Origin of the sequence: Pseudaquabacterium rugosum (assembly GCF_038066575.1) — a bacterium.
In the GTDB taxonomy this organism is placed as follows: domain Bacteria; phylum Pseudomonadota; class Gammaproteobacteria; order Burkholderiales; family Burkholderiaceae_C; genus Pseudaquabacterium; species Pseudaquabacterium rugosum.
On sequence record NZ_JBBUTF010000003.1, the window covers coordinates 328712 to 353480 of the forward strand.

Genomic DNA, 24769 nt, shown 5'->3' on the forward strand with positions numbered 1-24769 from the left:
CGACGGCCTGGCATCGGGCTTGCACGCACGCGGGCTTGCGTTCCATCAAGCGACACTGTGTCCCATCCCCGTCCGCTGATGAGAGACTGCGCCGATGCCTGACAGCCCTGCCCTGGTCGAATCGCGCCAATTCGGCGTGCGCCACATTCCGTCGCTGCGGCCGCTGGGATGGCTGGCCCGCGGCTGGCGCGACCTGATGCGCTGCCCGGCTCCGGGCCTGATGCACGGTCTGGCCGCGGCGGTCTTCGGCGCCGTGGTGATGATGGCCGGCCGCCACCACGTCTGGCTGCTGGCCGGCGCCTTCAGTGCCTTCCTGCTGGTGGCCCCGCTGCTGGCCACCGGCCTGTACGCGATCAGCCGCGCACTCGAACGCGACCGGCCGGCCGATGTCGGCACCGCCCTGGCGGCCTGGCAGCCGGATGGCCGGCTGATGGTCTTCGGCCTGCTGCTGGCCTTCGCCGGCGTGGGCTGGATGCTGACCTCGGCCTCGCTGCTGCTGGGCCTGGCCCGGGTGCCGATCCTCACGCCCCAGGATTTCCTGCGCGTGGTCGTGCTCGGCGGCCAGCCCTGGCTGTTCGAGATCTGGCTCGGCCTGGGCGGCCTGCTGGCCGCGCCCGTCTTCGCCTCCAGCGTGATCGCCATCCCGCTGCTGCTCGACCGCAAGGTCGGCGTGATGGCCGCGGTGCTGACGAGCTGGCGCGTGGTGCAGACCCATCCGCTGCCGATGGCGCTGTGGGCCCTGCTGCTGACGGTGCTCACCGGCCTCGGCATGGCCACGCTGATGCTCGGCCTGATCGTCGTCGTGCCCTGGCTGGGCCACGCCAGCTGGCACGCCTACCGCGATCTGGTCAGCACCCGCGGCCTCGAAGAGATGCCCTGAAGATTCCCGCCACCGACGCGGCCCCGCCGCGTCCGGCCAGCACAAAGATCCATCCAATGTTCGGTTACAGCGAGGAGCAGATCGCCTGGTTCGGGCTGACCTTCGGCGTCGGCGCGTTCATGCTCTACATGGTGTTCATCATCCTGCAGCTCGCGCGCGAGTCCCGCGCGGGCCGTCTGGGCACCTTCATCCTGCTGTTGGGCCTGGGCTTCGGCCTGCTGGGCTTCGCGGCCAAGGGATTGATCAAGTTCTTCCTGTCGGGCATCGTCGAGTGAAGCCCGATCGAGCCGCGCCCTGGCGGCTCGATCGGGCGTCGTCACACCGCCGTCACGGGCCTGCGCCATCCTGCCGGATTGACTCAACCCTGATCCGTTCAGCTCATGGCCAAGGATTTCTCCCGCATGGAGGACAGCAATCGCTCCTCCAACCCCAGCATCCACGAGGTCTCGAACCCGGCGCGCCGCACGCTGCTGCGTGGCGCCGCGGCCACGGCCTTCCTGGCCCCGCTGGCCGGCCTGGGTGGTTGCGCCAGCCTGGTCGGTGGCGCACCGCTGCTGGGCTTCAAGTCGGTGCCGGTGGGCACGGCCGATGCCATCACCGTGCCCGAGGGCTATGTCGCCCAGGTCATCGCGCCCTGGGGTGATCCGGTCGGCCTGTCCGGCGAGAACCCGGCCTTCAAGTTCGACGGCAGCAACAGCGCCGCCGAGCAGGAGGCGCAGATGGGCATGCACCACGACGGCATCCATTTCTACGCCCAGGACGGCTCGGCCAGCGGCCTGCTGGTGATGAACCACGAGTACGTGGACTACGGCCTGCTGTTCAAGGACGGCAGCGCCACCTGGTCGGCCGACAAGGTGCGCAAGGCCCAGGCGGCCCACGGCGTCTCGGTGATCGAGGTCGAGCAGAAGGACGGCCGCTGGTCAGTGGTCACGCCCTCGCCCTGGGCCCGCCGCATCACCGCCCGCACGCCGATGGCCATCGGCGGCCCGGCCGCCGGTCACGCGCTGATGAAGACCGCGGCCGATCCGGCCGGCCGCAAGGTGCTGGGGACCCTCAACAACTGCGGCAGCGGCCGCACGCCCTGGGGCACCTACCTCACCTGCGAGGAGAACTTCGTCAACTACTTCAGCGGCCCGGATGCGCCGGACGCGCACCAGAAGCGCTGGGGTCTGAAGAAGGGCGACGGCGGCTACCGCTGGGCCGAGCACGACGAGCGCTTCGATGCGGCCAGGCACCCGAACGAGCTCAACCGCTTCGGCTGGGTGGTCGAGATCGATCCGTCCAACCCGAGCAGCACGCCGGTCAAGCGCACGGCGCTGGGCCGCGCCGCGCACGAGGGTGCGACCGTGGCGCTGACCAAGAGCGGCCGCGCCGTGGTCTACATGGGCGAGGACTCGCGCTTCGAGTACATCTACAAGTTCGTCAGCCGTGATGCGGTCAAGCCCGGCGGTGCCGCGGCCAATGCCACGCTGCTGGACCACGGCACGCTCCACGTCGCGCGCTTCGACGCCGACGGCAAGGGCCGCTGGCTGCCGCTGGTGCACGGCCAGGGCCCGCTGACCGCGGCCAACGGCTTCGCCGACCAGGGTGAGGTGCTGATCAAGTCGCGCCAGGCCTCCGATCTGCTGGGCGCCACCAAGATGGACCGCCCGGAATGGATCGACGTCGATGCCCAGGGCTGGGTCTACTGCACGCTGACCAACAACAGCAACCGCGGCGGCAAGGACCAGCCGGGCCTGGACGCGGCCAACCCGCGCGCCAACAACACGATGGGCGCGATCATCCGCTGGAAGGATGACGGCGACCACGACGGCCTGAGCCTGGCCTGGAACCACTTCGTGCTGGCCGGCGACCCGGCCAACACGCGGCCTGAGGCGCAAGGCAACGTCAAGGGGGATGCCTTCGGCTGCCCGGACGGCCTGTGGACCGACGCCCGCGGCGTGCTGTGGATCCAGACCGACATGTCGACCTCGGCCATGGGCAAGGGCGATCTGGCGCGCCTGGGCCACAACCAGATGCTGGCCGCCGACGTGCGCACCGGCGAGATCCGCCGCTTCCTGGTCGGCCCGGCCGGCTGCGAGATCACCGGCGCCACCGGCACGCCGGACGGCCGCACGATGTTCATCAACATCCAGCACCCGGGCGAGAGCCCGAGCGAGCTGAGCGACCCGGCCAACCCGCGCCGCATCTCGAACTGGCCGGACCAGCGCGCGGACGGCCGTCCGCGCTCGGCCACCGTCGTCATCCGCAAGGCGGACGGCGGCGTGATCGGCACCTGAGCGCCGGGTGCCGGGCGACGCGGTGTCGATCCGCGCGGCGGATGCCGCTGCCGGCACCGCGTCGGCGCCGGGGGATCACGAGCGCCTGTCGCCCGCCGTGGGCCGGCCCGCACCCCGCGGGCCGGCCCACGGTGCGGCCCACGGTGCGGCCGCGAGCACCGGCCTGCCCGCCGGCTTCCGCACCCTGATCGGCGCGCAGTTCTGCTCGGCGCTGGCCGACCATGCGCTGCTGATCGTCACCATCGCGCTGCTGCAGCGCGCCGGCGCGGCCGCCTGGTGGCCACCGCTGCTGAAGTTCGCGTTCACGCTGGCCTATGTCGGGCTGGCGCCGCTGGTCGGTCCGCTGGCCGACGCCTGGCCCAAGGCCCGGGTGATGGCCTGGACCCATGCGCTGAAGGCCGTCGGCGTGCTGGCGCTGGCCCTGGGCTGCCCGCCGCTGGCGGCCTTCGCGCTGGTGGGCGTGGGCGCGGCGGCCTACGCGCCGGCCAAGTACGGCCTGATCACCGAGCTGGTGCCCGCCGGGCGTCTGGTGCGGGCCAACGCCTGGATCGAGGTGAGCGTGGTCGGCGCCGTGCTGCTGGGCGCGGTGCTCGGCGGGCTGCTGGTCTCGCCGGCCTGGCTGGCGCTGGTGGCGGATGCGGGCGCATCGCTGGCCGCAGGGGATCCGGCGGCCGGGATGCACCCGGCGATCCACCACGACAGGCGCGCGGATGGCGCCGGCCCGCATGACGGTGCCCCCTGGGCGGGCCCGCTCGGAGCCTCGCTCGCGGCGCTGCTGGCGCTCTACGCGCTGGCCGCCGCGCTCAACCGCCGCATTCCGGACAGCGGCGCGGCCCTCAGCCCCTGCAGCCGCGATCCGCGCACGCTCTGGCGCGACCATCTGGACGACCACCGCCGGCTGTGGACGGACCGCCAGGGCGGTGCGCTGTCGCTGGCGGCCACCACGCTGTTCTGGGGCGTCGGCGCGACGCTGCAGTTCATCGTCCTGCGCTGGGCCCACGAGGGCCTGGGCCTGCCGCTGGACCGTGCGGCGGCGCTGCAGGGGGTGGTGGCCATCGGCGTGGTGGCCGGTGCCAGCCTGGCCGGGCGCTGGGTGCCGTTGCACGCGGCCCGCCATCTGCTGTGGCTGGGCGTGCCCCTGGGCCTGGCCATGCCGCTGCTGCTGCGCTGCCATGACCTGACGCAGGGCGTGGCGCTGCTGGTGGCCGCCGGGGCCATCGCCGGCTTCATGGTGGTGCCGCTGAACGCGCTGCTGCAGCACCGCGGCCTGCAGCTGACCCAGGCCGGCCGCTCGATCGCCGTCCAGGGCTGCGCGGAGAACGCCGGCATCCTGCTGCTGCTGGGCCTGTACGCGGCGCTGACGGCCAGCGGCCTGCCGCTGCAGTACGTCGGCCTCGGTCTCGGGTTGCTGGTGGCCGTGGCGATGCCGGCGTTGATCGGCTGGCAGATGCGGTACACGCGGCGCACCCGGCGGCGCTGAAGACGCCACGCGGGCGGGCCGCGTCAGGCGCCAGGTGCCAGGCGTCAAACGCCAGGCATCAGGTGCCGCAGCTCAGGTCGCCACGCGCGGCCAGCGCGGCGCCCAGCCCGGCGTGGCGGCCGGGGCATCGGCCGCGGCCATCAACTGGGCCTCGAAGCGCAGCACCACGCTGTCCCAGTCGTGGCGCAGCGCGCAGGCCCGGGCCTCGGCGGCCAGGCGCGCGCGGCGCGGCCCATCCGCGGCCAGTTCGAGCGCCGCACGCTCGAAGCCCGCCGCGTCACCGCAGGGCACCAGCACGCCGTCACGGCCGGACTCGATCAGCTGGGCAGCCGCCGCGTACTGGAAAGCCACGATCGGCAGGCCGCTGGCCAGGGCCTCGGCGGTGACGTTGCCGAAGGTCTCGGTCAGGCTGGGGAACAGGAACAGATCGGCGCTGGCATAGTGGGCGGCCAGGTCCTCGCCGCGGCGCTGGCCGGCCAGGATGGCCTCGGGCGCCCGCTGGGCGATCTCGGCGCGCAGCGGGCCGTCGCCGACCAGCACCAGCTTCGCGCGAGGCTGGGCGCGGCGGATGCCGGCCCAGGCCTGCAGCAGCAGGCCGAGGTTCTTCTCCGCGGCCAGGCGGCCGACGCAGACCACCACCAGATCGTCGGCCGCAGCGCCCCAGGACAGGCGCAGGGCCGCGCTGCGCTGGCCCGGATCGAAGCGCTGGGCATCGACCCCGCGCGAGACCACCGCCAGATGGCGGAAGCCGGCCGCCTGCAGCTCCTGGCGCAGCGCCTCGGTGGGCACCAGCGTGGCCGCGCAGCGGTTGTGGAACTTGCGCAGCCAGGCCATCACCGGCTTGCGCAGCCAGCCCACGCCGTAATAGCGGCTGTAGGCGTGGAAATTGGTCCGGAAGTCGGACGTGACGGGCAACTTCAGGTGCGCCGCGGCCTGCAGGGCGGACCAGCCCAGCGGGCCCTCGGTGGCCACATGCACCAGATCAGGCCGCCGCCTCGACCACAGGGCCACCAGCGCCTTCTTCGACGGCACGCCCATGCGCAGGTTCGGGTAGCGCGGGATCGGCAGGCCGCGCATCAGCACCTCGTGCAGCGGCGCGGCCTCCTCGCCGCGCAGCGCCTCGCGGCGCGTGGTCTCCTCGGTCTTCTGCCGCGGCCGCACCAGCTGCACCTCGTGGCCGCGCTGCTGCAGACCCTCGACGAAGCGGGCGACGGTCAGCGCCACGCCGTTGACCTCGGGCGGCCAGGTCTCGGTGACGAAGGCCACGCGCAGGCTGCGGGTGGCCGCCGGATGGTGTTCGACGATGAAGTCGTCGGCAGGCTGGGCGGCGCTCATGCCCGGCATCGTGCGCGGCCTGCGCGACGCCGGCGTGACAGCCCGCCCCGTCGCCGCGCCGCCATGTCCCTGCCACGCATCTGTCACGGCCTGTTCACCGTGCCGTCCCACCATCCGCGCGTCCGGCCTCTCGACCCGTGGCCCAGGCCACGCGCGCCGGACGTCCTCGCCCTTTCCGACCGACCGACACCCGACGGAGCCACCCCACCGTGAACCTCAAGGCCTTCCTGCAGGAGCTGCGCACCCAGCGCTGGGACGACCACCGCTACTACCACCAGAGCCGCATCAACCAGTCGCTGCACTTCATCAGCGCGATCAGCTTCCTGGTCGCCTACGTGATGCTGTTCATCGACCCGGCGCTGGCGGCCGTCATCGGCTGGGTGATCTCGATGGGCACGCGCCAGAGCGGCCACTTCTTCTTCGAGCCGCGCGGCTTCGACCACGTCAACAACGTCTCCGACGCCTACAAGGAGGAGATCAAGGTCGGCTACAACATGATGCGCAAGACCATCCTGATCGGCGTGTGGGCCGGCATCCCGCTGCTGCTGAAGGTGCAGCCCGCGGTCTTCGGCCTGATCGCGCCGGCCACCGACACCGCCGGCTGGCTGCACGACACCGGCATCGCCTGGCTGGCGCTCGGCGTGGGCGGCCTGCTGTTCCGCGTGCTGCAGCTGTGCGTGGTCAAGAGCCCGTTCACCGGCATCGTCTGGATGACCAAGATCCTGACCGACCCCTTCCACGACATCGCGCTGTACTGGCGCAGCCCGCTGGCGCTGCTGCGCGGCGAGCTGCACGATCCGATGCCGCACGTGCGGGCCGGCCATCCGGGCTGAGCCCGCCGACGCGGCACCCGATCCAGGCCGGCGCTGCCGGCCTTGCGCATCAGCCCTCGGCGTGATCGCCGCGCCACCACTGGCGCAGGAACTCGCCCCGCAGGCGGCGCCGGATGGCCTGCTCGTCCGCGCCCTCGCCCGGCCACCACCAGCCGTCCTCGCGCATCTGGCGGGCACCGGCCAGCAGCCGCTCCAGCACCGCGTCCAACTCGGCCTGGCCGTAGTTCAGGCTGAAGATGAAGCGGCCCGTCCCCACCCAGCTCAGCGCCAGCCCCTGGCGGCGCAGATAGAACTGCAGCATCCAGTGGTAACGCGAAGCCTGCGTGTACTGCACGGTCCACACCGAGCCCATATGGGCCACCCGCAGCGGCAGGTCCTCGGCCTGCAGCGCTGCGTTGAAGCGCGCAGCATGGGCATCCCAGCGGGCATCCTGTCCGTCATAGAGGGCCTGCACCTGCGGCTCGTCGAGCCGGCGCAGGAAGGCGTTCATCGCCGCCATCACCATCGGGTGGGCGTTGAAGGTGCCCCGCGCGAAGCAGATGTCGGCCGGCCGCTCGGCACGCCAGCGCTGCATCAGCCGCGCCGGCCCGCAGACCACGCCCACCGGATAGCCCCCGCCCAGCGTCTTGCCGTAGGTCACCAGATCGGCCTGCACGCCGAAATACTGCTGCGCCCCGCCGATGGCCAGCCGGAAGCCCAGGAACACCTCGTCGAAGATCAGCACGATGCCGCGCCGGGTGCAGACCTCGCGCAGGCGCTGCAGCCAGGCGGTGTAGGCCGCGCGGTCGAAGCCGCCGGTGCGGCGCGCCCCCAGCAGCTGGCCGTCACCCGGCGCGTTGGCATTCGGGTGCAGGGCCTGCAGCGGGTTGACCAGCACGCAGGCGATGTCCTTGCGGGTGTCGAGCACGCGCAGCGCCTGCTCGCTCATGTCGGCCAGCGTGTAGGTCTCGCGCGGGGGCAGCGGGTTGCCGGGGCCGGGCTGCACGTCCTCCCACCAGCCGTGGTAGGCGCCGCAGAAGCGCACCAGATGCCGCTTCTTCGTGTGATAACGGGCCAGACGGACGGCCTGCATCACCGCCTCGGTGCCGCTCATGTGGAAGCTGAACTGTTCGTGGCCCGAGACGGCCTTGAGCCGCGCCAGGTTGTCCAGCACCACCGGGTGGTAGCCGCCCAGCACCGGACCCAGGCCACCGGCGATCAGCGCCGCCTCGGCCATGCAGTCCTTGTAGGCGTCGTAGCCGAGCACGTTGACGCCGTAGCTGCCGGCCAGATCGAAGTAGCGCTGGCCGTCCAGATCCTCCAGCAGCACGCCCTCGCTGGCCTGCCAGAAGGCGCCGACGGCCAGATGCTGGCGCAGCCACGGGCTGTACTGGAAGGGCACGCGGTAGGCGCCGGTGAACTGCAGGTCCGGCAGGCTCACGCGGGCCTGGCGCGTGGCCTCCAGCGTGCGCGGGCTGCGGGCCTCGAGTTCGGCCGCCAGGCGCTCGAAGGCGGCACGGCGGCGCGCCGCCAGATCGGCCGAGGCCCCGTCGCTGGCGAAGAAGGCGGCCTCGTCATAGGCATAGCCGGGCAGCAGCCGGGCCAGCCGCTTGGCCATCTTCGAATGCCCGGCCAGCGAGCGGTGCTTGGCCCGCGAGAGCTGCAGCCGCCGCCAGGCCTTGGGCAGGACGGCCAGCGCGCCCGCGCCGGCCAACAGAGTCAGAGCAAGAGTTTCTTCCATGGTCCGTGAGAGATACCGGACCGCCGTGACACCACCATGAAGACCCCCGATCCCGCACCGATGAACCCGCCCCTGAATCCGCCCTCCAGCCCGCCATCCACGGCCCGTCCCTCACTGACCACGCTGCTGAAGGAGGACCTGAACTTCCTGCTGACCAACCGCGTGCCGCGCCTGGCGCTGACGCGCGCCATGGGCCGGTACGCGCGCATCGACAGCCCGTGGCTGACGCGGCTGTCGCTGGCGGTCTGGCGCTGCTTCACCGATCTGGACCTGAGCGAGGCCCAGGCCCCGCCCGACGGCCGCTGGCGCTCGGTGCGCCAGGTCTTCACCCGCGCGCTCAAGCCCGGGCTGCGGCCGATCGCCGCCGACACCGCCGTGCTGTGCAGCCCGTGTGACGCGATCGTCGGCGCCTGCGGTGCGGTGCAGGGCACGACCGCCTTCCAGGCCAAGGGCTATCCGTACAGCCTGAACGAGCTGTTCGGCCCGACGCAGGACAGCACGCCCTTCCACGACGGCGAGTTCATCACGCTGCGCCTGACCTCGGCCATGTACCACCGCTTCCACGCCCCGGCCGACCTGCGGCTGGAGCACGTGACCTTCCACAGCGGCGACACCTGGAACGTCAACCCGATCGCCGTGCGGCGCGTCGAGCGCCTGTTCTGCCGCAACGAGCGCGCGGTGCTGCGCGCCCGCCTGGCGCCCGGACTGGGCGGACACCCGATCGCACTGGTGCCGGTGGCCGCCATCCTGGTGGCCAGCCTGCGGCTGCACGCGCTGGACCTGACGCTGTCCCAGGGCTGGGGCGGGCCGACCGAGCTGCCCTGCGATGCCGCCAGCCGCAAGGGTGAGGAGCTGGGCTGGTTCGAGCACGGCTCGACCATCCTGGTCTTCGTGCCCAAGGGCTTCACGCGGGCCCGCGGCATCGAGCCGGGGGCCCGCATCCGCATGGGCGAGCCGCTGCTGCGGCTGCCGGCCCGCACCTGAGGTGGCGCGTCAGGCCGAGGCCGTGGTCTCGGCCGGCGCGGTGCGGGTGGCGGCGGCGGCATCCGGTACGGGCACGGGCACCGTACCGGCCTCCGCCGTGGCGCCGGGCGACAGGCTCATGCGGGCCGAGCGGTCGATGATCTCCAGCCGGCCGTCGGCATGCTCGACGAGCGCGGTCAGGCTCTCGACCCAGTCGCCGTCGTTGCAGTACAGCACGCCGTCGATGTCGCGGATCTCGGCATGGTGGATGTGGCCGCAGACCACGCCGTCGGCCCCGCGCTTGCGCGCCTCGGCCGCCACCGCACCCTCGAAGTCGCTGATGTAGTTGACCGCGCGCTTGACCTTGCCCTTCAGGTAGCGCGACAGGCTCCAGTACGGCAGGCCCATGCGGGCGCGGATGCTGTTGAAGCGGTGGTTGATCTTGAGCACCGCCTCGTAGGCCATGTCGCCCAGATAGGCCAGCCACTTGGCGCACTGGATGACGCCGTCGAAGTGGTCGCCGTGGGTCACCCACAGGCGGCGGCCGTCGGCCGTCAGGTGGATGGCCTCGTCCATCACCTCGACGCCGCCGAAGGTGTGGGCCACGTAGCGGCGGGCGAACTCGTCGTGGTTGCCCGGCACGAAGATCACGCGCGTGCCCTTGCGCGCCTTGCGCAGCAGCTTCTGCAGCACGTCGTTGTGGGCCTGCGGCCAGTACCAGCTGCGCTTGAGCTGCCAGCCGTCGATGATGTCGCCGACCAGGTACAGCGTCTCGCACTCGACGTCGCGCAGGAACTCCAGCAGCGCACGGGCCTGGCAGCCGGGCGTGCCCAGATGGGTGTCGGAGATGAAGACGGTGCGCACGCGCAGGCGGCCGGCATGGGCCGCAGCCTCGTCGCCGTCGTCCTCCTCGTCGCGGGGCCGTGGCCCGCCGCCGGCGGACGCGCTGGCCGGATCGCGTGCGGCACGCGCCACCTCGGCCATCAGCGTGGCCTCGGTGCGGGCCCGCGAGCCACGGCCGCCATCACGGCCCGGCAGGCCGGGGCGGCCGTGCCGTGGCTCGTCGGCCGGTCCGGGTGCGCGCTGCAGCGGGGTGACGAGAGGGTGCGGTTCAGCCTGCATCATGGCCCGTCATCGTGCGGGGCCGGCATGACGCGGCTGTGACCTGCGCGCGGGCCGTGGTGGCTTCACCCCGGTAGCGTCAGCCGCGCAGCAGGCGGGCGCGGTAGGCCGCCGGCATGCGCTCGAGCTCCTGCAGCACCGGCAGATCGGCGACGCCGAAGTCCGGATCCCAGGCCGGCGCGCCCAGCAGCCGCGCGCCGCAGCGCAGATAACCCTTGATCAACGGTGGCGGCTCGACATCCAGCGTGTCGTCGAGCTCGTGCACCGGCAGGGCCAGGCGCGGCTGCACGCGCAGCTCGGGCTCGACCAGATGGGTCTGGCGCAGGCGGGCCCACAGGCTGGCCGCGGCATGGCCGCCATCGCGCATCGGCACGCTGGCGCAGCCCAGCACGCCGCGCAGGCCGTTGCGCTGCATGAACTGGGTCAGGCCGCCCCACAGCATCATCACCACCCCGCCCTGGCGCCAGCCCGGTGCGGTGCAGGAGCGGCCGACCTCGGCCAGCGAGGAGCGCCAGCCGTCCAGCGGGGCCAGGTCGAATTCGGCATCGCTGTACCAGCCACCGGCACGGCGCGCGCCATCGGGCGTCAGCACACGGTAGGTGCCGACCACATCCTGGCGGCCGCCGGCCTCGTCCAGCGTCCACACCATCAGGTGCTCGCAGTGGGCGTCCCAGCGGTCGACATCGAGTCCGGCCGGCGTGCCCGGCGGCGGGCTCAGCTGCGCGCCCATCTCCTCGGCGAACACGCGCCAACGCAGGACCTGGGCGGCCTGCACGTCCTCGGCATGGCGGGCCCAGCCCACCTGCAGACGCGGCGCGGAAGTGGAAATCGGGGAACAGGAGGCCAGCACGGCGGGGTGGCCTGACAGTCGGGCTGAGGTGTCCATGCCGTGCATGGTCGGCCGCGACCTTGGCAGCACGGTGACGCCCGCATGGCCGGACGATGACAGTGCGCGCCAACGGCGCCCGTGCCGCCGGCTTCAGCGGCGCTGCGGTCGCCGCCAGGCCAGCCAGGCCATGCCGACCAGCGTCCACACGGCCAGCACGCCGGCCACCGCGCGCGCGATCGGCGCGGCCAGCGCCGGCTCGGGCGCGGCGTGGGCGACCACCGCCGCGATGCCGGCCAGCGTCAGCAGCGGCGTGATCGGCGCACCCGGCATGCGCCAGGGCCGGGCCAGCCGCGGCGCACGACGGCGCAGCACCAGCACCGCCGCCTGCGCCAGCGCGTAGGCCAGCAGCCAGGCCACCGAGGCCGCCACCGTCAGCACCAGGATGGCCGACGGATCGCCGCCGGCCCACCACAGCCCGGCCAGCGGCAGCGCGGCGACGAACAGCAGCGCGGCCACCGGCGTGCGCCGCCGCCCCGGACGCCAGCCCAGCCAGCCGAAGGCCAGCCCCGCGGCCGCCAGATCGGCCAGCATGCGCGAGACCGCGGCCAGCACCGCGTTCAGCAGACTGGCCGAGGCCAGCAGCAGCAGCAGGCCGAGCAGCGGCCGCGCGGCCGGCCCCCAGACCGATTCCATCAGCACCAGATGCGGCAAGGGCGCGCTGCGCAGCAGCTCGGCCGGCAGCCGGCAGGCCGCCCCGAGCGCGAACAGCGCCTGCACGACGGCGATCACGGCCAGCCCGCCGAACATCGCCCGCGGCAGATCGCGCGCCGGCTGCCGCGCCTCGGCCGCCATCGGCGCGACGTACTCCAGCCCTGCGCAGGCCCAGCTGGCCAGCGCCACCAGCGGCCAGGCGGCCAGCAGCACCGCGCCGGGGTCGAAGGGGCCGAGTGCGGCCCAGCGCGGCGCGGCCGCCACGGCCGTGACCGCCGCGCCCGGCCACCCCCACCCGGCGCCGACGGCAGCGCCGGCCGGCAACAGCAGCGCCAGCAGCCCCGTCAGCGCCAGCGCGGCCACCACCGCCAGGGCCAGCGCGGTCTGCACGCGGGCGAAGACATCGGTGCCGGCCAGGTTCAGCGCCAGCATCAGGGCGATCAGCAGCACCGCGCCACTGCCCGCCGGCCAGCCCGCCGGCAGCCAGGCCAGCAGCAGCGGATCGACCAGGGCCAGTTCGACCGGCAGGCCGAACAGCGCCGGCGTCACATAACCGGCGAACACCAGCAACTGGGCCGCCAGCGGCCCCAGCGCCAGACCGATGCAGCCGGCCAGGCCGCCGGCCGCGGCCGCATCCGGCACGCCGGGCCGGGGGGCCTCGCCGGCACCGGTCGCGGCCGACGTGAGCGCCTGCTGCATCAGCACCAGCTCGGTCCAGGCCGCCGCGTTGCCGGCGGCCAGCAGCCAGGCCAGCGGCAGCGCCAGCACGAAGGCCCAGCCGCCCAGCCCCACGCCCTGGGCCAGCGTGACCATGCCCAGCTGCGCGACCAGCACCCCGATGGCCGCCGCCAGCAAGGCGCCCGGGCCCAGGCCCACCCCCGGCCCCGGCCCCGGACCGCCATCCGCGGACCGCCCCGGAGATGCAAGGCTGACGGAGGCGACAGCAGGAACGGCAGGCGGAGTGGACATCGACAGCGGACTCAAGGGAAACGACAGGCACCGCCTGAAGCAGCCGTCATGCCGGCTCACAACACGCTGCGCAGCGCCAGCGCCGTCTCGCGCAGCGGCGGCAGCAGGCGCAGCAGTGCGCTGTCCTCCGGCCAGGTCGGCGTCGGGTAGGTGATGCTCAGCGCCCCCACCGGATGGCCCCGGTGATCGTGCAGCGGCACGGCCAGACCGGCCAGGCCCAGCTCGGCATGCTGCTCGATGCGGGCATGGCCTTCGTCCCGGGCACGGGACACCGCGTCACGGAACTGGGCCGGATCGGTGACGGTGGCCGGCGTGTAGCGGCCGAAATCATGCTCGGCCAGCCAGGCCTCCAGCGCCGGCTCGCTCCAGGCGGCCAGCAGCACCGGACCGGGCGAGACCACATGGGCCGGCGCCCGCGCCCCCGGCTGGAAACCCACGGCCAGCAGCCGTGCCGAATTGCTGCGTACCAGATACAGCACCTGGTGGCCATCGAGCACGCTGAGGTTGGCCGCCTCGCCCGTCTGCGCCGACAGCCGCTGCAGCGCCGGCTGCACCAGGCGCGGCAGGCGGGCCGCCTCCAGATAGCTCTGGCCCAGGCCGAGCACGGTCGGCAGCAGCCAGTAGTGCTTGCCGTCGGTGTCGGCATAGCCGTAGTGCACCAGGCTCAGCAGGTAGCGCCGGGCGGCGGTGCGGGTCATGCCGGTCAGGCGGCCGGCCTCGGTGGCGGTCAGCCGCGGATGGTCGGCGTTGAAGCACTGGATCAGCCGCAGGCCCTTGCCCAGGCCCTCGATCAGCAGGCTGCGGTCGATCGCCGGGCGTTCCGGCGCCGCCACCGCGCCAGCGCTCAGGGATACGGGAGAACCCGGATGCAACGGAACGGACATGGTCGGCCAGATCTAGGGATAACACCAATTTCGATCGATGATCGATCGCTAGCGGTCGATCATCGCACGGCTGAACGCGCTTGACGCTGGGCAGGTCCGGACGCGCTGCCTACATTGCGCCCCACGATTCGCCGTCCGACGCCGGACCGGCGGGCACACGCCTTTTCCCATCGCCGGAGCCCCGATGTCCTCATCCCTCGCCGACGCGCCCGATTCCGACCAGCAGACCCGCAAGGCCACCGCCAGCGGCTGGATCGGCTCGGCCCTCGAGTACTACGACTTCTTCATCTACGCGACGGCCGCGTCGCTGATCTTCCCCGGCATCTTCTTCCCCAAGGGCGATCCGACGGTGGCCATCATCGCCTCGCTGGCGACCTACGGCGTGGGCTACGTCGCGCGGCCGATCGGCGCCTTCGTGCTCGGCCACTGGGGCGACACCCACGGCCGCAAGAACGTGCTGGTGCTGTGCATGTTCCTGATGGGCTTCTCGACCGTGGCCGTGGGCCTGCTGCCGACCTATGACCAGGTCGGCCTGCTGGCCCCGGCGCTGCTGGTGCTGATGCGCCTGATCCAGGGCTTCGCCGTGGCCGGCGAGATCTCGGGCGCCAGCTCGATGATCCTGGAGCACGCGCCCTTCGGCCGCCGCGGCTTCTTCGCCAGCTTCACGCTGCAGGGCGTGCAGGCCGGCCAGATCCTGGCCGCCGCGGTCTTCCTGCCGCTGGCCCACTACATGCCGACCGAGCAGTTCAACAGTTGGGGCTGGCGCATCCCGTTCATCCTCAGTTTCCTCGTCATCGTCGCCGGCTGGGTGATCCGCCGCCAGGTGCACGAGACGCCGGCCTTCGTGCAGGAAGGCGCCAGCCACGAGACGCCCAAGGCCCCCGTGGTGCAGGCCATCCGCGAGAGCTGGCGCGACATGCTGCGCGTGGTCGCGATGTCGCTGATGAACGTGATCCCGGTGGTCACCACCATCTTCGGCGCGGCCTACGCGGTGCAGCCGGGCTACGGCATCGGCTTCTCCAAGGACGTCTACCTGTGGATCCCGGTGCTGGGCAACATCCTGGCCGTCTGCCTGATCCCCTGGGTCGGCAACCTGTCGGACAAGCTGGGCCGCCGGCCGCTGATCATCGTCGGCTGCCTGGGCTCGGGCCTGCTGAGCTACGGCTATCTGTACGCGATCAGCCAGCACAACGTGCTGCTGGCGGTGCTGATGTCGCTGCTGATGTGGGGCGCCGTCTACCAGTGCTACAACGCGGTGTTCCCGAGCTTCTATCCGGAGCTGTTCCCGACCCGCACCCGCGTCTCGGCGATGGCCATCTCGCAGAACCTGGGCACCGCCGCCACGGCCATGATGCCGGCCGTCTTCACCGCGGTGGCGCCCCCGGGCGCGGCCAACATCCCGTGGATCGTCGGCAGCATCGCGCTCGGCGCCTGCACGCTCGCGGCCTTCGCCTGCTGGACCTCGCGCGAGACCTACCGCGTGCGCATGGAAGACCTGGGCAACCCGCGGGCCAGGCCCGTGCCCGAGGCCGAGTACCGCCGCCTGCGCGGCGTCTCGGTCCAGCAGTCGCAGTCCTTCAAGTCCTTCACCTGAGATCAGGAGCCAGGTCCATGCGCCGAGCCATCGCCACCGTCTGTCTGTCCGGCCTGCTGACCGACAAGCTGCCGGCCATCGCCGCCGCCGGCTTCGATGCGGTCGAGATCTTCGAGAACGACCTGCTGCAGTGCAGCCTGAAGCCCGCGGCGGTGCGCCAGATGTGTGCCGATCTCGGCCTGGCCATCGACCTGTTCCAGCCCTTCCGCGACTTCGACGCGGCCAGCCCGGCCCAGCTGCAGCGCAACCTGGACCGGGCCGAGCGCAAGTTCGACCTGATGCAGACGCTGGGCACCGACCTGCTGCTGGTGTGCAGCAACGTGCAGCCGGATGCGCCATCCGATCCGGCGCAGCTGGCCGAGCAGTTCGCGCTGCTGGCCGAGCGTGCCGGACGGCGCGGCCTGCGCCTGGCCCACGAGGCCCTGGCCTGGGGCACCCACGTCAAGCTGGCCCGCCAGGCCTGGGACGTGGTGCGGCGCGTCGACCATCCGGCCCTCGGCATGGCGCTCGACAGCTTCCACACCCTGGTGCTGAAGGACGACCCGGCCAGCTTCGCCGCCATCCCGGGCGACAAGATCTTCTTCGTGCAGCTGGCCGACGCGCCCTGGGTGCCGGCCGACGTGCTGACCCACAGCCGCCACCACCGCTGCTTCCCCGGCCAGGGCGAGATGGACGTCACCGGCTTCATGGCGCAGGTGCTGGCCTGCGGCTACACCGGACCGCTGTCGCTGGAGGTCTTCAACGACGAGTTCCGCGCCGCCCCGGCGCATGCCAACGCGGTCGACGCGATGCGCTCGCTGCGCTGGCTGGAAGAGCAGATCGCGCGGCGCGCGGACGCGGCCCCGACCCCGACCGCACCCCGGGCCGCGAACGAGGTCGCCGCCCGCGCCGCCGCCTGGCATCTGGAGCTGCTGCCGCCGGCCCCCGCGCTGGACGGCTGGTCCTTCGTCGAGTTCGCCGCCGACCGCCCGACCGCCGACCGCCTGGCCACCTGGCTGGGCGCGCTCGGCTTCGAGGCCGTCGGCCGCCACCGCAGCAAGGACGTCGCGCTGTGGGCCCTCGGCGAGACCCGCATCGTCATCAACCTCGAACCCGAATCCCACGCCCGGCGCCACTTCGAGCGCCACGGCGTGTCGGTGTGCGCGCTGGCGCTGGCCAGCACCGAGGCCGCCGATTCGCTGGCCCGCGCCCGCGCCCTCGGCTGCCAGTGGGTGCCGGCCCAGGCCGCCGCCGACGAGCTGCCCTTGCCCGCGGTGCAGACCCCCGACGCCTCGCTGCTGTACTTCTGCGAGGCCCCGGCGGCCGGCCAGCGCCCGGCCTTCGAGCACGATTTCCTGATCGACGCCGAGGCCCTGGCCCGCGCCACCCGGCCGGCCCAGGGCGCGCAGGTCGACCATCTGGTGCGCGCCCTGCCCGGCGGCCAGCTCGAACCCTGGCTGCTGTTCGAGCGCGCGGTGCTGGGCCTGACGCCGCGCCGCAACACCGTGCTCAACGACCCCTACGGCGTCTCGCGCAGCCGCGAGATCGAGTCCGACGACGGCCGCATCCGCACCTCGCTGGTGGTCTCCGAGCGCCATCCGACGGCGGTCACCCGCACCGTCTCGCGCTACAACGGCGCCGGCGTGCAGCAGATCGCCATCGCCGTGCCCGACGTGCTGTCCCTGGCCCGCAGCCTGAGGCGTGCCGGCGCCCCGCTGCTGCCGGTGACCGAGAACTACCACGACGACCTGGACGCGCGCTTCGGCCTCGATCCGGCCTTCTCCAGCGCACTGCGCGAGGCCGGCGTGCTCTACGAGCGCGACGCCCAGGGCGGCGAGTACCTGCACGTCTACAGCGCCCCGTTCGACGACCGCTTCGAGATCGAGTTCGTCGAACGCCGCGGCGGCTATGCGCTGTACGGCAGCACCAACGCGCCGATGCGGCTGGCCGCCCTCGGCGAGTGGCGGCGGGCGCAGGCCGCGGCGGCGCAGGACGGCGCGGCCGGCTGAAGCGCGACGTCGCCCGGGACCTGGGCCTCGGCCTCGGCCTGGGCCCGGGGAATCCCGTGAGGTCCGGGGCCTAGAACAGGCTGGCCGCGACGTTGACCGTCAGCGCCAGCACACCGGTGTTCCAGAAGAAGGCCAGCACGCCGTGCAGCAGCCCGGTCGGGCGCAACGCCCGGCCGTGGAAGGTGACGTCGGCCGTCTGCGCCGCGGTGCCCAGCACACCGGCGAAGTACAGGAAGTCGACATAGTCCGGATCCCGCGTGCCCGGGAACACCAGCGGATCCGGCCGCCCGGCCGCACGGGCCAGATAGAAATCGTGCGCATAGTGCAGCGCGAACATGACCTGGGTGAAGGCCCAGGAACCGAGCACGGTGACGACCGCCAGCGCGACATGGGCCTGGCGCGCCGGCCCGTGCAGCGCGCGGGCCACCGTCAGCTGCGAGGCCACCGCCAGCAGCACCACGGCCGCGGCCAGCACCACCGCGGCCAGGATCACCAGCCGGCCCTCGTCCTGCGTCAACGCACGCCGGCGCATCGCCTCCGGTGTCGAGCGCCACATCATCGGCAACACCATCAGCAGATGGGCGCCGGCACCGGCGTTCCAGGCCAGCAGGCAGCGGGTGACCGGCTCCTCGATCGCCACGGCGCTGGCCGCACCGACGCCGGCCCACAGGGCGGCCGCTTCCGGCACCACCCACCAGACCGCCGCGCCCACCAGCAGCGCCAGCAGCAGCCGGGGCCGCACCCGCAGGCCCACGGGCCGCAGCAGCCGCGCGAGCGGCAGCCACAGCAGACGGTGGTGCAGGTGGTGGTGCGGCCGAGGGTGTGGCCGAGGGTGTGGCACGGCGCCGGGAGGATCGGCGGGGGTGGCGGGGGTGGCGGGGGTGGAGGACGGTGCGGCGATCGGGACGGCGGTCGGCATGGCGGCCGGAATGGCAGCGGCAGCGGCAGCCGGCGCGCCCGGGCCGGCGCCGTCGGGTCGGCCGTCGGGCGGATCCCGTTCGGCGCTGGACATCGCGGATGGGGCCTTCATGCCCCCCAGGTTAAGGCCTGGCGCCGCAGACCGCCGCGTCCAGCGCCGCTGACCCCGGCCGACGTGTGTGGCGCTTGTAAAGTGTCGCCACAACATCAGCATTGGGAGGATGCATTTGCGCTTGTCCATGATCGCCACCTTCACCGGCGCACTGTGCCTGGCCGCCTGCGGCGGCGGCAGTGATCCGGCCGAGGCGGCCGCCACCACCACGACTGCCACGACTGCCACGACTGCCACGACCACCACCACCGGCAGTCCGGCCAGCCCGACGGCGGGCTTCAGCGTACCGGTGCACTGCGGCATCGACGTCGGCCCCCGGACCCTCAACGGCACCGTCAGCTCGGTGCACGACGGCGACACCCTGACGCTGCAGGTCAGCGGCCGCGGCGCCGTGTCGGTCCGGCTCGACAGCATCGACGCACCCGAGCTGGCCCAGCCCTGGGGCACCCAGGCCCGCGACGCGCTGGCCGCCCGCGTGCTGGGCCGCACGGTGAGCGTCACCTATGCGAAGACCGACGTGTACGGCCGCACCGTGGGCGCCGTCTTCGATGCCGACTGCCACTACGTCAACCGCGATCTGGTGGCCGCCGGCCTGGCCTGGTACTACCGGGCCTACCAGTGCGAGATCAGCCGCGCCGCGCGCGAGCTGTTCCTGAGCGCGCAGGCCGCCGCATCGACCGACACGCGGGGCCTGTGGGCCCAGGACGCCCCTGAAGCCCCCTGGCTGTACCGCAACGGCAAGGAGCCGAACGTGCCCACCTGCAGCAGCGATCTGGCGCTCTGGGCGGTCGACGCCGCCCGAGCCGCCGGGGTGGCGGCCGGCAGCAGCAGCTCCGGCACCACGAACGGCGGCGGCAGCACGGCGGGCAGCGTCACGAGCGCCCCGGTGTGCCACGTCGGCCCACGCGGCGGCACCTACACGCTGACCGCCAGCGGCCAGAAGAACTACGGCGGCTGCTGAGGCTGCCGCAACGCCCGCCGACGCGGCAGACACTGGCGCGGCGGGCGGGCGGGCTGCACGGGGCGTGAGGCGTGGGCACCGGATTTCCCACGGTGGGAAATCGGCACCGCTATCGTGACCCGAAAACAAAAACGCCGACGAAGCGAAGTGCTTGTCGGCGTTCTGTTTTCTTGGGGTGGCTGAAGGGACTCGAACCCTCGACGACCAGAATCACAATCTGGGACTCTACCAACTGAGCTACAGCCACCGCTGTGCGTCTCAAGCCTGCTAGTATAGATACATTCAGCGGGCTTTGACAAGCAGGTCCTGAATTATTTTTTCAGGACCTGCGCATCCTGCGTTCAGCGTGCGGCCGCGGCGGAGGCCGCAGCAGCCTGGGCGACGGCCTTGGCCTTGTCGCTCAGGCTGACATGGAAGCGGGTCTTCAGCGCCTCCAGGTAGGCGTCGGCCTCGGCGCGGCCCCAGGCCGCGCGCACCTGGGCCTGCAGCGCCTGCGCCTGCTCGGCCGGGACGGCACGCGGCAGCACCTCGGTGATGCGGGCCACGAGCCAGCTGCCGTCGGCCAGAGCCACCGCGGTGGCTGCCGGCAGCTGGCGCGCATCCGCGGCCAGGATGGCCAGAACGGCCTCACGGGGCAGATCGCCCGGCTGGTTGCGCGCGATCGTCGCGCCGCTGGCCAGCGCCAGCGTCGGCTGGGCCTTGACCTGGGCCAGCAGGGCGGCCGCCGCCTTGGCGGTCACGTCCTTGGCCTGCTGCAGGGCCACGGCCTGGCGCACGACATCACGCACCTGCTCCAGCGGCCGCTGGGCGGCCGGCTGGTGGCGGACGACACGGGCGGCGGCCAGCTGGTTCGGGCCGATCTCGATGGCATCGGTGTTGCGCTTGTTCTTCAGCGCCTCGTCGCCGTAGATGGCGGCCAGCAGCTTGGCCGAGGCCAGCGCACCCTGTGCACCCGCAGCGGCCTGACGACCGACGGTGGCGGTCTGCACCGTCAGCTTCAGCTTGTCGGCCACCGGCTGCAGGCTGTCGCTCTGCTCGTAGACGGTGTTGCTGAACTGCTCGGCGGCCTCGGCCCAGCGGCGCGTGGCCAGCTGCTTGCGCACCTCGTCCTCGATCTGGGCACGCACGGCCTCGAAGGCCTGCTTCTGCCCGCCGCGCACGGCTTCGAGCTGGATGATGTGGAAGCCGAAGTCGGACTGGATGACGGGGCTGATCTCGCCCGGCTTGAGCGCGAAGGCCGCGTCCTCGAAGGGCTTGACCATCGCGCCACGGCCGAAGAAGTCGAGGTCGCCGCCGTTGGCGGCCGAGCCCGGATCCTGCGAGTGCTTCTTCGCCAGGTCGGCGAAACCGGCCGGGTTCTTGCGGGCCTCGGCCAGCAGTTCCTCGGCACGCGCCTTGGCCTTGGCCTTGACGTCGGCGGCCGCATCCTTGTCGGCGGTGATCAGGATGTGGCGGGCGCGACGCTCCTCGGCCGCGGTGTAGCGGGCCGCGTTCTCGTCGTAGTACTTGCGCAGCTCGTCTTCCGACACGCTCAGGCCCTGCTTGAGCGCATCGAGCTGCAGCACGACGTACTGGACTTCAGCCTGCTCGGGCGTGCGGAAATCGTTGCGGTGGGCGTCGAAGTACGCGGTCAGTTCGGCATCGGTGGGATTCACGCGGCCGGCCTGATCCTGCACCGCCAGACGCGTGAACTGCACGGCACGGCGCTGCAGCACGGCGTCCAGCCCGCGGTCGGCGACCGCCGCCGGCACCAGGGCCGTGCCGGCGATGCCGCCCTGCACCTGGCGCAGCAGGTAATCGCGGCGCAGCTGGCCGGCCAGCGCGGCCGAGCTCATGCCCTGGGCCGCCAGCAGATCCTTGTTGAGGCTGCCGTCGGCATTGCGGAAGGCGGCCATCTGCGGGTCCTGGGTGAACAGGCGCTGCAGGCGCTCGTCGCCCAGCGCGGTCAGGCGCAGCGTGTCGGTCGCGGTCTGCAGCACGCGGGCGTCGACCAGTGCCTTCAGCGCCTCCTCGCGGGCCTGCGGGCCATCGAGCAGCTTCGGGTCCAGATCGGGCATCTGGGCGCGCAGGCGCTCGGCCTGCTGCTGCACCCGGGCATCCCATTCGGCCTGGGTGATCTTGTGGCCGTCGACCTCGGCGACGCTGGCATTCGCGCCATCGGTCATGCTGGAGTAGCCCTGGACACCGAAGACGACGAAGCTGGGCAGGATCAGCGCCAGCAGGCCGAGTTGCAGCCAGCGACTGTGGGAGCGGACGAAATCGAACATGCGGGGACCGGCGGACGTGGAACGGGCGTCAAGGCCACGGACGGCCGGGCCCTCAGGCGCCGGCCACTCCGGGCACGGATGCGAAAACGGGCGGAACAGATCCGCCCGCTTGCGCCAACTCGTGGCGGCGGATTCTATGCGCCGACCGGACGGCCGGCGGCCGGGACGTCCACCGGGGCCAGCGCCCAGCCGCCGTCGCGCTGCAGCGTCAGCGTGTGGTCGTGGAAGGCCAGCAGCGTCTCGCGGTGGCCGATGCTGACGACGATGGCCTGCGGCAGCTCGCGGCGCAGCAGCGCGTACAGGCCGTGCTCCAGCCCGCTGTCGGTGGCCGAGGTGGCCTCGTCCAGGAAGACGATGGCCGGCGCGGCGGCCAGCACGCGGCCGAAGGCCAGGCGCTGCTGCTCACCCGGCGACAGCACCTGCGACCAGTCCTGCTCGACCTCGAGCTGGCCGACCAGATGGCCGAGCTGCACCTGCTGCAGGATCTCGCCCGCCCGCGCGGTCTCGACCGTGGCCGCCGGATAGGCCAGCGCCGTGCGCAGGCTGCCCACCGGCAGGTACGGCTTCTGCGACAGGAACAGGCAGGCGCTGCCCTGCGGCCGCTCGGCCTCGCCCTGGGCATGCGGCCACAGGCCGGCCAGCGCCCGCAGCAGCGTGGTCTTGCCCGAGCCCGACGGGCCGCGGATCAGCAGCGCCGAGCCGGCCGGCACGGTGAGGTCCAGCCCGCGGGTGAGCACCGGGCCATCGGGCCGGCTGACGGTCAGCCCGCGCACCACCAGGGCGGCCGGGTTGGCCTTGAGCTGCGGCAGGGCCAGTGCGGCGACGGCCTGCAGGTTGTCGTCGAAGCCGCTCAGGCGGTCCAGCACCGCCTGGTAGCCGGCGAAGCTGTCATAGGAGGTGCGGAAGAAGGACAGCGCATCCTGCACCTGGCCGAAGGCCTCGCCGGTCTGCATCACGTCGCCGAGCTTGATCTGGCCGGCGAACATGCGCGGGGCCTGGATCAGGAAGGGAAAGACCACCGCCAGCTGGCTGATGCCCAGGTTGTAGCCGTCGAACTTCAGCGACCGCGTCAGCAGCGCCCAGGCATTGGCGATCACCTGGGCGAAGCCCTGGCGCAGGCTGCGCTGCTCGACGGCCTCGCCGCGGTACAGCGCGATGCTCTCGCCGTACTCGCGCAGGCGCACCAGCAGATAGCGGTAACTCGCACCGAACTGCTCCTGCAGGAAGTTCAGCCGCACCAGCGGCCGGCCGATGGCCACGGCGAACACGGTGGCCACCAGCACGTAGGCATAGACGAGAAACACCATGGCCCGCGGCAGCTCCAGCCCGGCGATCTCCAGCGGCGCCGACAGCTTCCACAGGATGGCGGTGAACTCGATCATCGAGACCACCGCCGAGACCAGGCCGAGCGCCAGCGCCAGCGTGTTGCTCACCAGGGCGGGCGCATCCTGCTGGATGCGCTGGTCCGGGTTGTCGACCGCGGGCTGCGCGAAGCGGCCGAGGTAGTAGCCCTGGCCGCCCAGCCAGCCCGAGACCAGACGCTCGTTCAGCCACTCGCGCCAGTGGATGGAGAAGGCCCCGCGCACCCAGGCATTGACCAGCGCCCGCACCACGTGCACCGCCGCCAGGATGCCGAACAGCCGCATGTGGAACCAGAACGAGGCCGCGTCCAGCGCCTGCATGCCGGAGTAGAAGCCGTTGTACCAGTTCGAGAACAGCACGTTCATGCGCACGCCGGACAGCACCAGCAGCAGCATCAGCGCCACGCCCAGCAGCGGCCGCCAGCTGCGCCGCGGATCGAAGTAGTCTCCGGTGATCGCACGGAACTGGCGCCCCCAGCGGGTGCCGCGCAGCGCGAGCGCGAAGGCGCCGAAGAAGACGACCAGCGTGATGGCCCAGGCCTTGACCAGCCATGACAGGCTGGCAACGACTTCCTGATCCCAGTTCATGAGGGGCTTGGGGCGGAGCGCGACCCTGCGACGCCCGCCAGGTTGACCTGTGAGGGGGCCGAGCCTAGCACCCTTGACGAGGGTCCCGCGGCGCCAGGATGACGCCGGGATGAAGCACGCGGGCGGTGGTGGGTGCTGAGGGGCTCGAACCCCCGACCTACGCCTTGTAAGGGCGCCGCTCTACCAACTGAGCTAAGCACCCGCCGTGTGTGACTTCAGGACACCGGGCGGTGTCCGCGAAGGCGCCGCATCGCAGCCCTTCATGACCGCGCCCCGGGCCATGGCCGGGACGCGAGCCGCGCATTCTAGACGCAAGCGCGGCCGGTGCCGCTCCATGCGCGTCGGCGCGGATCCCGCTCAGCGCGCCTTGGCCCGGATCTCCGGCAGCGCGCGCTGCAGGTAGTAGACCATCGACCAGACCGTCAGCACGGTGGCGATCCAGACCAGGCCGGTGCCCCACATGCGGGTGTCGATGACGCCGAACAGCGCGCCGTCATAGAGCAGGAAGGGAATGGCCGTCATCTGGGTGGCGGTCTTGAGCTTGCCCAGCATGTGCACGGCCACGCTGCGCGAGGCGCCGATCTGGGCCATCCATTCGCGCAGCGACGAGATGGCGATCTCGCGGCCGATGATGACGAGCGCCACCAGCACGTCCACCCGGTCGAGCTTGACCAGCACCAGCAGGCTGGCGCAGACCAGGAACTTGTCGGCCACCGGATCGAGGAAGGCGCCGAAGGACGAGGTCTGGTTGAGCTTGCGCGCCAGCCAGCCGTCCAGCCAGTCGGTCAGCGCGAAGACGACGAACATCACCGTCGCGATCAGGTTGCGCGTCGGGGCTTCGAGCGGCAGGTAGAACACGCCGACGATCAGCGGGATCGCGACGATGCGTGCCCAGGTCAGCAGGGTGGGCAGGGTCAGGAACATGGGGGCGATTGTGCAGGAGGCCCGTGACGGCCGATGGGCAGACGCGCACGA

19 protein-coding genes and 2 tRNA genes are annotated in these 24769 nt (G+C 72.4%); 9 read left to right on the forward strand and 12 right to left on the reverse strand.

Going from position 1 to position 24769, the window contains the following annotated elements; genetic code table 11:
• The first annotated feature begins 94 nt into the window (after nt 1–94).
• The 4 genes from AACH11_RS04015 (at nt 95) to lplT (ending at nt 4639) form a co-directional block, all read left to right on the forward strand.
• Nucleotides 95–880, forward strand: a complete 786-nt coding sequence (locus AACH11_RS04015; RefSeq protein ID WP_341372909.1) for a DUF2189 domain-containing protein — start codon at nt 95–97, stop codon at nt 878–880.
• A gap of 56 nt (nt 881–936) precedes the next feature.
• Nucleotides 937–1155 carry a DUF2788 domain-containing protein gene (locus AACH11_RS04020; RefSeq protein WP_341372910.1) on the forward strand — a complete coding sequence of 73 codons (219 nt, stop codon included), beginning with the start codon at nt 937–939 and terminating at the stop codon, nt 1153–1155.
• Nucleotides 1156–1260: 105 nt separating this feature from the next.
• Nucleotides 1261–3159, forward strand: a complete 1899-nt coding sequence (locus AACH11_RS04025; protein ID WP_341372911.1) for a PhoX family protein — start codon at nt 1261–1263, stop codon at nt 3157–3159.
• A 97-nt stretch (nt 3160–3256) separates the two neighbouring features.
• A complete protein-coding gene (gene lplT, locus AACH11_RS04030) occupies nt 3257–4639 on the forward strand; it encodes a lysophospholipid transporter LplT (RefSeq protein WP_341372912.1) in 1383 nt (460 codons plus the stop codon).
• 72 nt (nt 4640–4711) lie between these two features.
• Here the strand turns inward: lplT and AACH11_RS04035 are convergent, their stop codons facing one another.
• Nucleotides 4712–5974: a glycosyltransferase family 4 protein gene (locus AACH11_RS04035; protein WP_341372913.1), complete on the reverse strand. Its 1263-nt coding sequence runs from the start codon at nt 5972–5974 to the stop codon at nt 4712–4714.
• Nucleotides 5975–6183: 209 nt separating this feature from the next.
• On the opposite strand from AACH11_RS04035, the gene AACH11_RS04040 reads away from it, so the two are divergent.
• The gene (locus AACH11_RS04040) at nt 6184–6807 is read left to right on the forward strand and encodes a hypothetical protein (protein WP_341372914.1); all 624 of its coding nucleotides are present in this window, start codon (nt 6184–6186) and stop codon (nt 6805–6807) included.
• A 49-nt stretch (nt 6808–6856) separates the two neighbouring features.
• Here AACH11_RS04040 and AACH11_RS04045 read toward each other — a convergent pair whose 3' ends face one another.
• Nucleotides 6857–8527 (reverse strand): aminotransferase class III-fold pyridoxal phosphate-dependent enzyme, encoded by a 1671-nt coding sequence (locus tag AACH11_RS04045; RefSeq protein WP_341372915.1) that lies wholly within the window; start codon nt 8525–8527, stop codon nt 6857–6859.
• A gap of 60 nt (nt 8528–8587) precedes the next feature.
• Here AACH11_RS04045 and asd point away from each other — a divergent pair, with 60 nt between their 5' ends.
• A complete protein-coding gene (asd, locus tag AACH11_RS04050) occupies nt 8588–9511 on the forward strand; it encodes an archaetidylserine decarboxylase (RefSeq protein ID WP_341372916.1) in 924 nt (307 codons plus the stop codon).
• A 9-nt stretch (nt 9512–9520) separates the two neighbouring features.
• Here the strand turns inward: asd and AACH11_RS04055 are convergent, their stop codons facing one another.
• The 4 genes from AACH11_RS04055 to AACH11_RS04070 form a co-directional block, all read right to left on the reverse strand.
• Complete coding sequence (locus AACH11_RS04055; RefSeq protein WP_341372993.1) at nt 9521–10474, reverse strand: UDP-2,3-diacylglucosamine diphosphatase; 954 nt, start codon at nt 10472–10474, stop codon at nt 9521–9523.
• 217 nt (nt 10475–10691) lie between these two features.
• Nucleotides 10692–11462, reverse strand: coding sequence for a GNAT family N-acetyltransferase (locus AACH11_RS04060; protein WP_341372917.1), 771 nt, complete (start codon nt 11460–11462; stop codon nt 10692–10694).
• Nucleotides 11463–11591: 129 nt separating this feature from the next.
• Complete coding sequence (locus tag AACH11_RS04065) at nt 11592–13028, reverse strand: amino acid permease (RefSeq protein WP_341372918.1); 1437 nt, start codon at nt 13026–13028, stop codon at nt 11592–11594.
• Nucleotides 13029–13177: 149 nt separating this feature from the next.
• On the reverse strand, nt 13178–14005 hold the full coding sequence (locus AACH11_RS04070) for an IclR family transcriptional regulator domain-containing protein (RefSeq protein ID WP_341372919.1): 828 nt from the start codon (nt 14003–14005) through the stop codon (nt 13178–13180).
• 184 nt (nt 14006–14189) lie between these two features.
• On the opposite strand from AACH11_RS04070, the gene AACH11_RS04075 reads away from it, so the two are divergent.
• Entirely contained in the window at nt 14190–15599 is a 1410-nt protein-coding gene (locus AACH11_RS04075) for an MFS transporter (RefSeq protein ID WP_341372920.1), read from the forward strand.
• Between the two features lie 17 nt (nt 15600–15616).
• Nucleotides 15617–17587, forward strand: a complete 1971-nt coding sequence (locus tag AACH11_RS04080) for a bifunctional sugar phosphate isomerase/epimerase/4-hydroxyphenylpyruvate dioxygenase family protein (RefSeq protein ID WP_341372921.1) — start codon at nt 15617–15619, stop codon at nt 17585–17587.
• A 70-nt stretch (nt 17588–17657) separates the two neighbouring features.
• Here AACH11_RS04080 and AACH11_RS04085 read toward each other — a convergent pair whose 3' ends face one another.
• Nucleotides 17658–18506 (reverse strand): DUF1345 domain-containing protein, encoded by an 849-nt coding sequence (locus AACH11_RS04085; protein ID WP_341372922.1) that lies wholly within the window; start codon nt 18504–18506, stop codon nt 17658–17660.
• A gap of 238 nt (nt 18507–18744) precedes the next feature.
• Here AACH11_RS04085 and AACH11_RS04090 point away from each other — a divergent pair, with 238 nt between their 5' ends.
• Nucleotides 18745–19578, forward strand: coding sequence for a thermonuclease family protein (locus AACH11_RS04090; RefSeq protein WP_341372994.1), 834 nt, complete (start codon nt 18745–18747; stop codon nt 19576–19578).
• A 171-nt stretch (nt 19579–19749) separates the two neighbouring features.
• Here AACH11_RS04090 and AACH11_RS04095 read toward each other — a convergent pair.
• The 5 genes from AACH11_RS04095 to pgsA all read right to left on the reverse strand — a co-directional run bounded on the left by AACH11_RS04095 (nt 19750) and on the right by pgsA (nt 24718).
• Nucleotides 19750–19825: transfer RNA gene (locus AACH11_RS04095), tRNA-His, on the reverse strand.
• A 94-nt stretch (nt 19826–19919) separates the two neighbouring features.
• On the reverse strand, nt 19920–21845 hold the full coding sequence (locus AACH11_RS04100; protein ID WP_341372923.1) for a SurA N-terminal domain-containing protein: 1926 nt from the start codon (nt 21843–21845) through the stop codon (nt 19920–19922).
• Nucleotides 21846–21979: 134 nt separating this feature from the next.
• Nucleotides 21980–23794 (reverse strand): ABC transporter ATP-binding protein/permease, encoded by a 1815-nt coding sequence (locus AACH11_RS04105; protein ID WP_341372924.1) that lies wholly within the window; start codon nt 23792–23794, stop codon nt 21980–21982.
• A gap of 126 nt (nt 23795–23920) precedes the next feature.
• Nucleotides 23921–23996 (reverse strand) — tRNA-Val (locus AACH11_RS04110).
• Between the two features lie 155 nt (nt 23997–24151).
• Entirely contained in the window at nt 24152–24718 is a 567-nt protein-coding gene (gene pgsA, locus AACH11_RS04115; protein ID WP_341372925.1) for a CDP-diacylglycerol--glycerol-3-phosphate 3-phosphatidyltransferase, read from the reverse strand.
• Between the last annotated feature and the right edge of the window lie 51 nt (nt 24719–24769).

Bases quoted from the DNA above. Each gene is read 5' to 3' on its own strand.
- AACH11_RS04035 (WP_341372913.1), bottom strand. From the start codon at position 5,974: ATGAGCGCCGCCCAGCCTGCCGACGACTTCATCGTCGAACACCATCCG.
- pgsA (WP_341372925.1), bottom strand. From the start codon at position 24,718: ATGTTCCTGACCCTGCCCACCCTGCTGACCTGGGCACGCATCGTCGCG.
- AACH11_RS04070 (WP_341372919.1), bottom strand. From the start codon at position 14,005: ATGTCCGTTCCGTTGCATCCGGGTTCTCCCGTATCCCTGAGCGCTGGC.
- AACH11_RS04100 (WP_341372923.1), bottom strand. From the start codon at position 21,845: ATGTTCGATTTCGTCCGCTCCCACAGTCGCTGGCTGCAACTCGGCCTG.
- asd (WP_341372916.1), top strand. From the start codon at position 8,588: ATGAACCCGCCCCTGAATCCGCCCTCCAGCCCGCCATCCACGGCCCGT.
- AACH11_RS04055 (WP_341372993.1), bottom strand. From the start codon at position 10,474: ATGGCCGAGGTGGCGCGTGCCGCACGCGATCCGGCCAGCGCGTCCGCC.
- AACH11_RS04025 (WP_341372911.1), top strand. From the start codon at position 1,261: ATGGCCAAGGATTTCTCCCGCATGGAGGACAGCAATCGCTCCTCCAAC.
- AACH11_RS04080 (WP_341372921.1), top strand. From the start codon at position 15,617: ATGCGCCGAGCCATCGCCACCGTCTGTCTGTCCGGCCTGCTGACCGAC.
- AACH11_RS04015 (WP_341372909.1), top strand. From the start codon at position 95: ATGCCTGACAGCCCTGCCCTGGTCGAATCGCGCCAATTCGGCGTGCGC.
- AACH11_RS04090 (WP_341372994.1), top strand. From the start codon at position 18,745: ATGATCGCCACCTTCACCGGCGCACTGTGCCTGGCCGCCTGCGGCGGC.
- AACH11_RS04105 (WP_341372924.1), bottom strand. From the start codon at position 23,794: ATGAACTGGGATCAGGAAGTCGTTGCCAGCCTGTCATGGCTGGTCAAG.
- AACH11_RS04075 (WP_341372920.1), top strand. From the start codon at position 14,190: ATGTCCTCATCCCTCGCCGACGCGCCCGATTCCGACCAGCAGACCCGC.
- AACH11_RS04085 (WP_341372922.1), bottom strand. From the start codon at position 18,506: ATGCCGACCGCCGTCCCGATCGCCGCACCGTCCTCCACCCCCGCCACC.
- AACH11_RS04020 (WP_341372910.1), top strand. From the start codon at position 937: ATGTTCGGTTACAGCGAGGAGCAGATCGCCTGGTTCGGGCTGACCTTC.
- AACH11_RS04045 (WP_341372915.1), bottom strand. From the start codon at position 8,527: ATGGAAGAAACTCTTGCTCTGACTCTGTTGGCCGGCGCGGGCGCGCTG.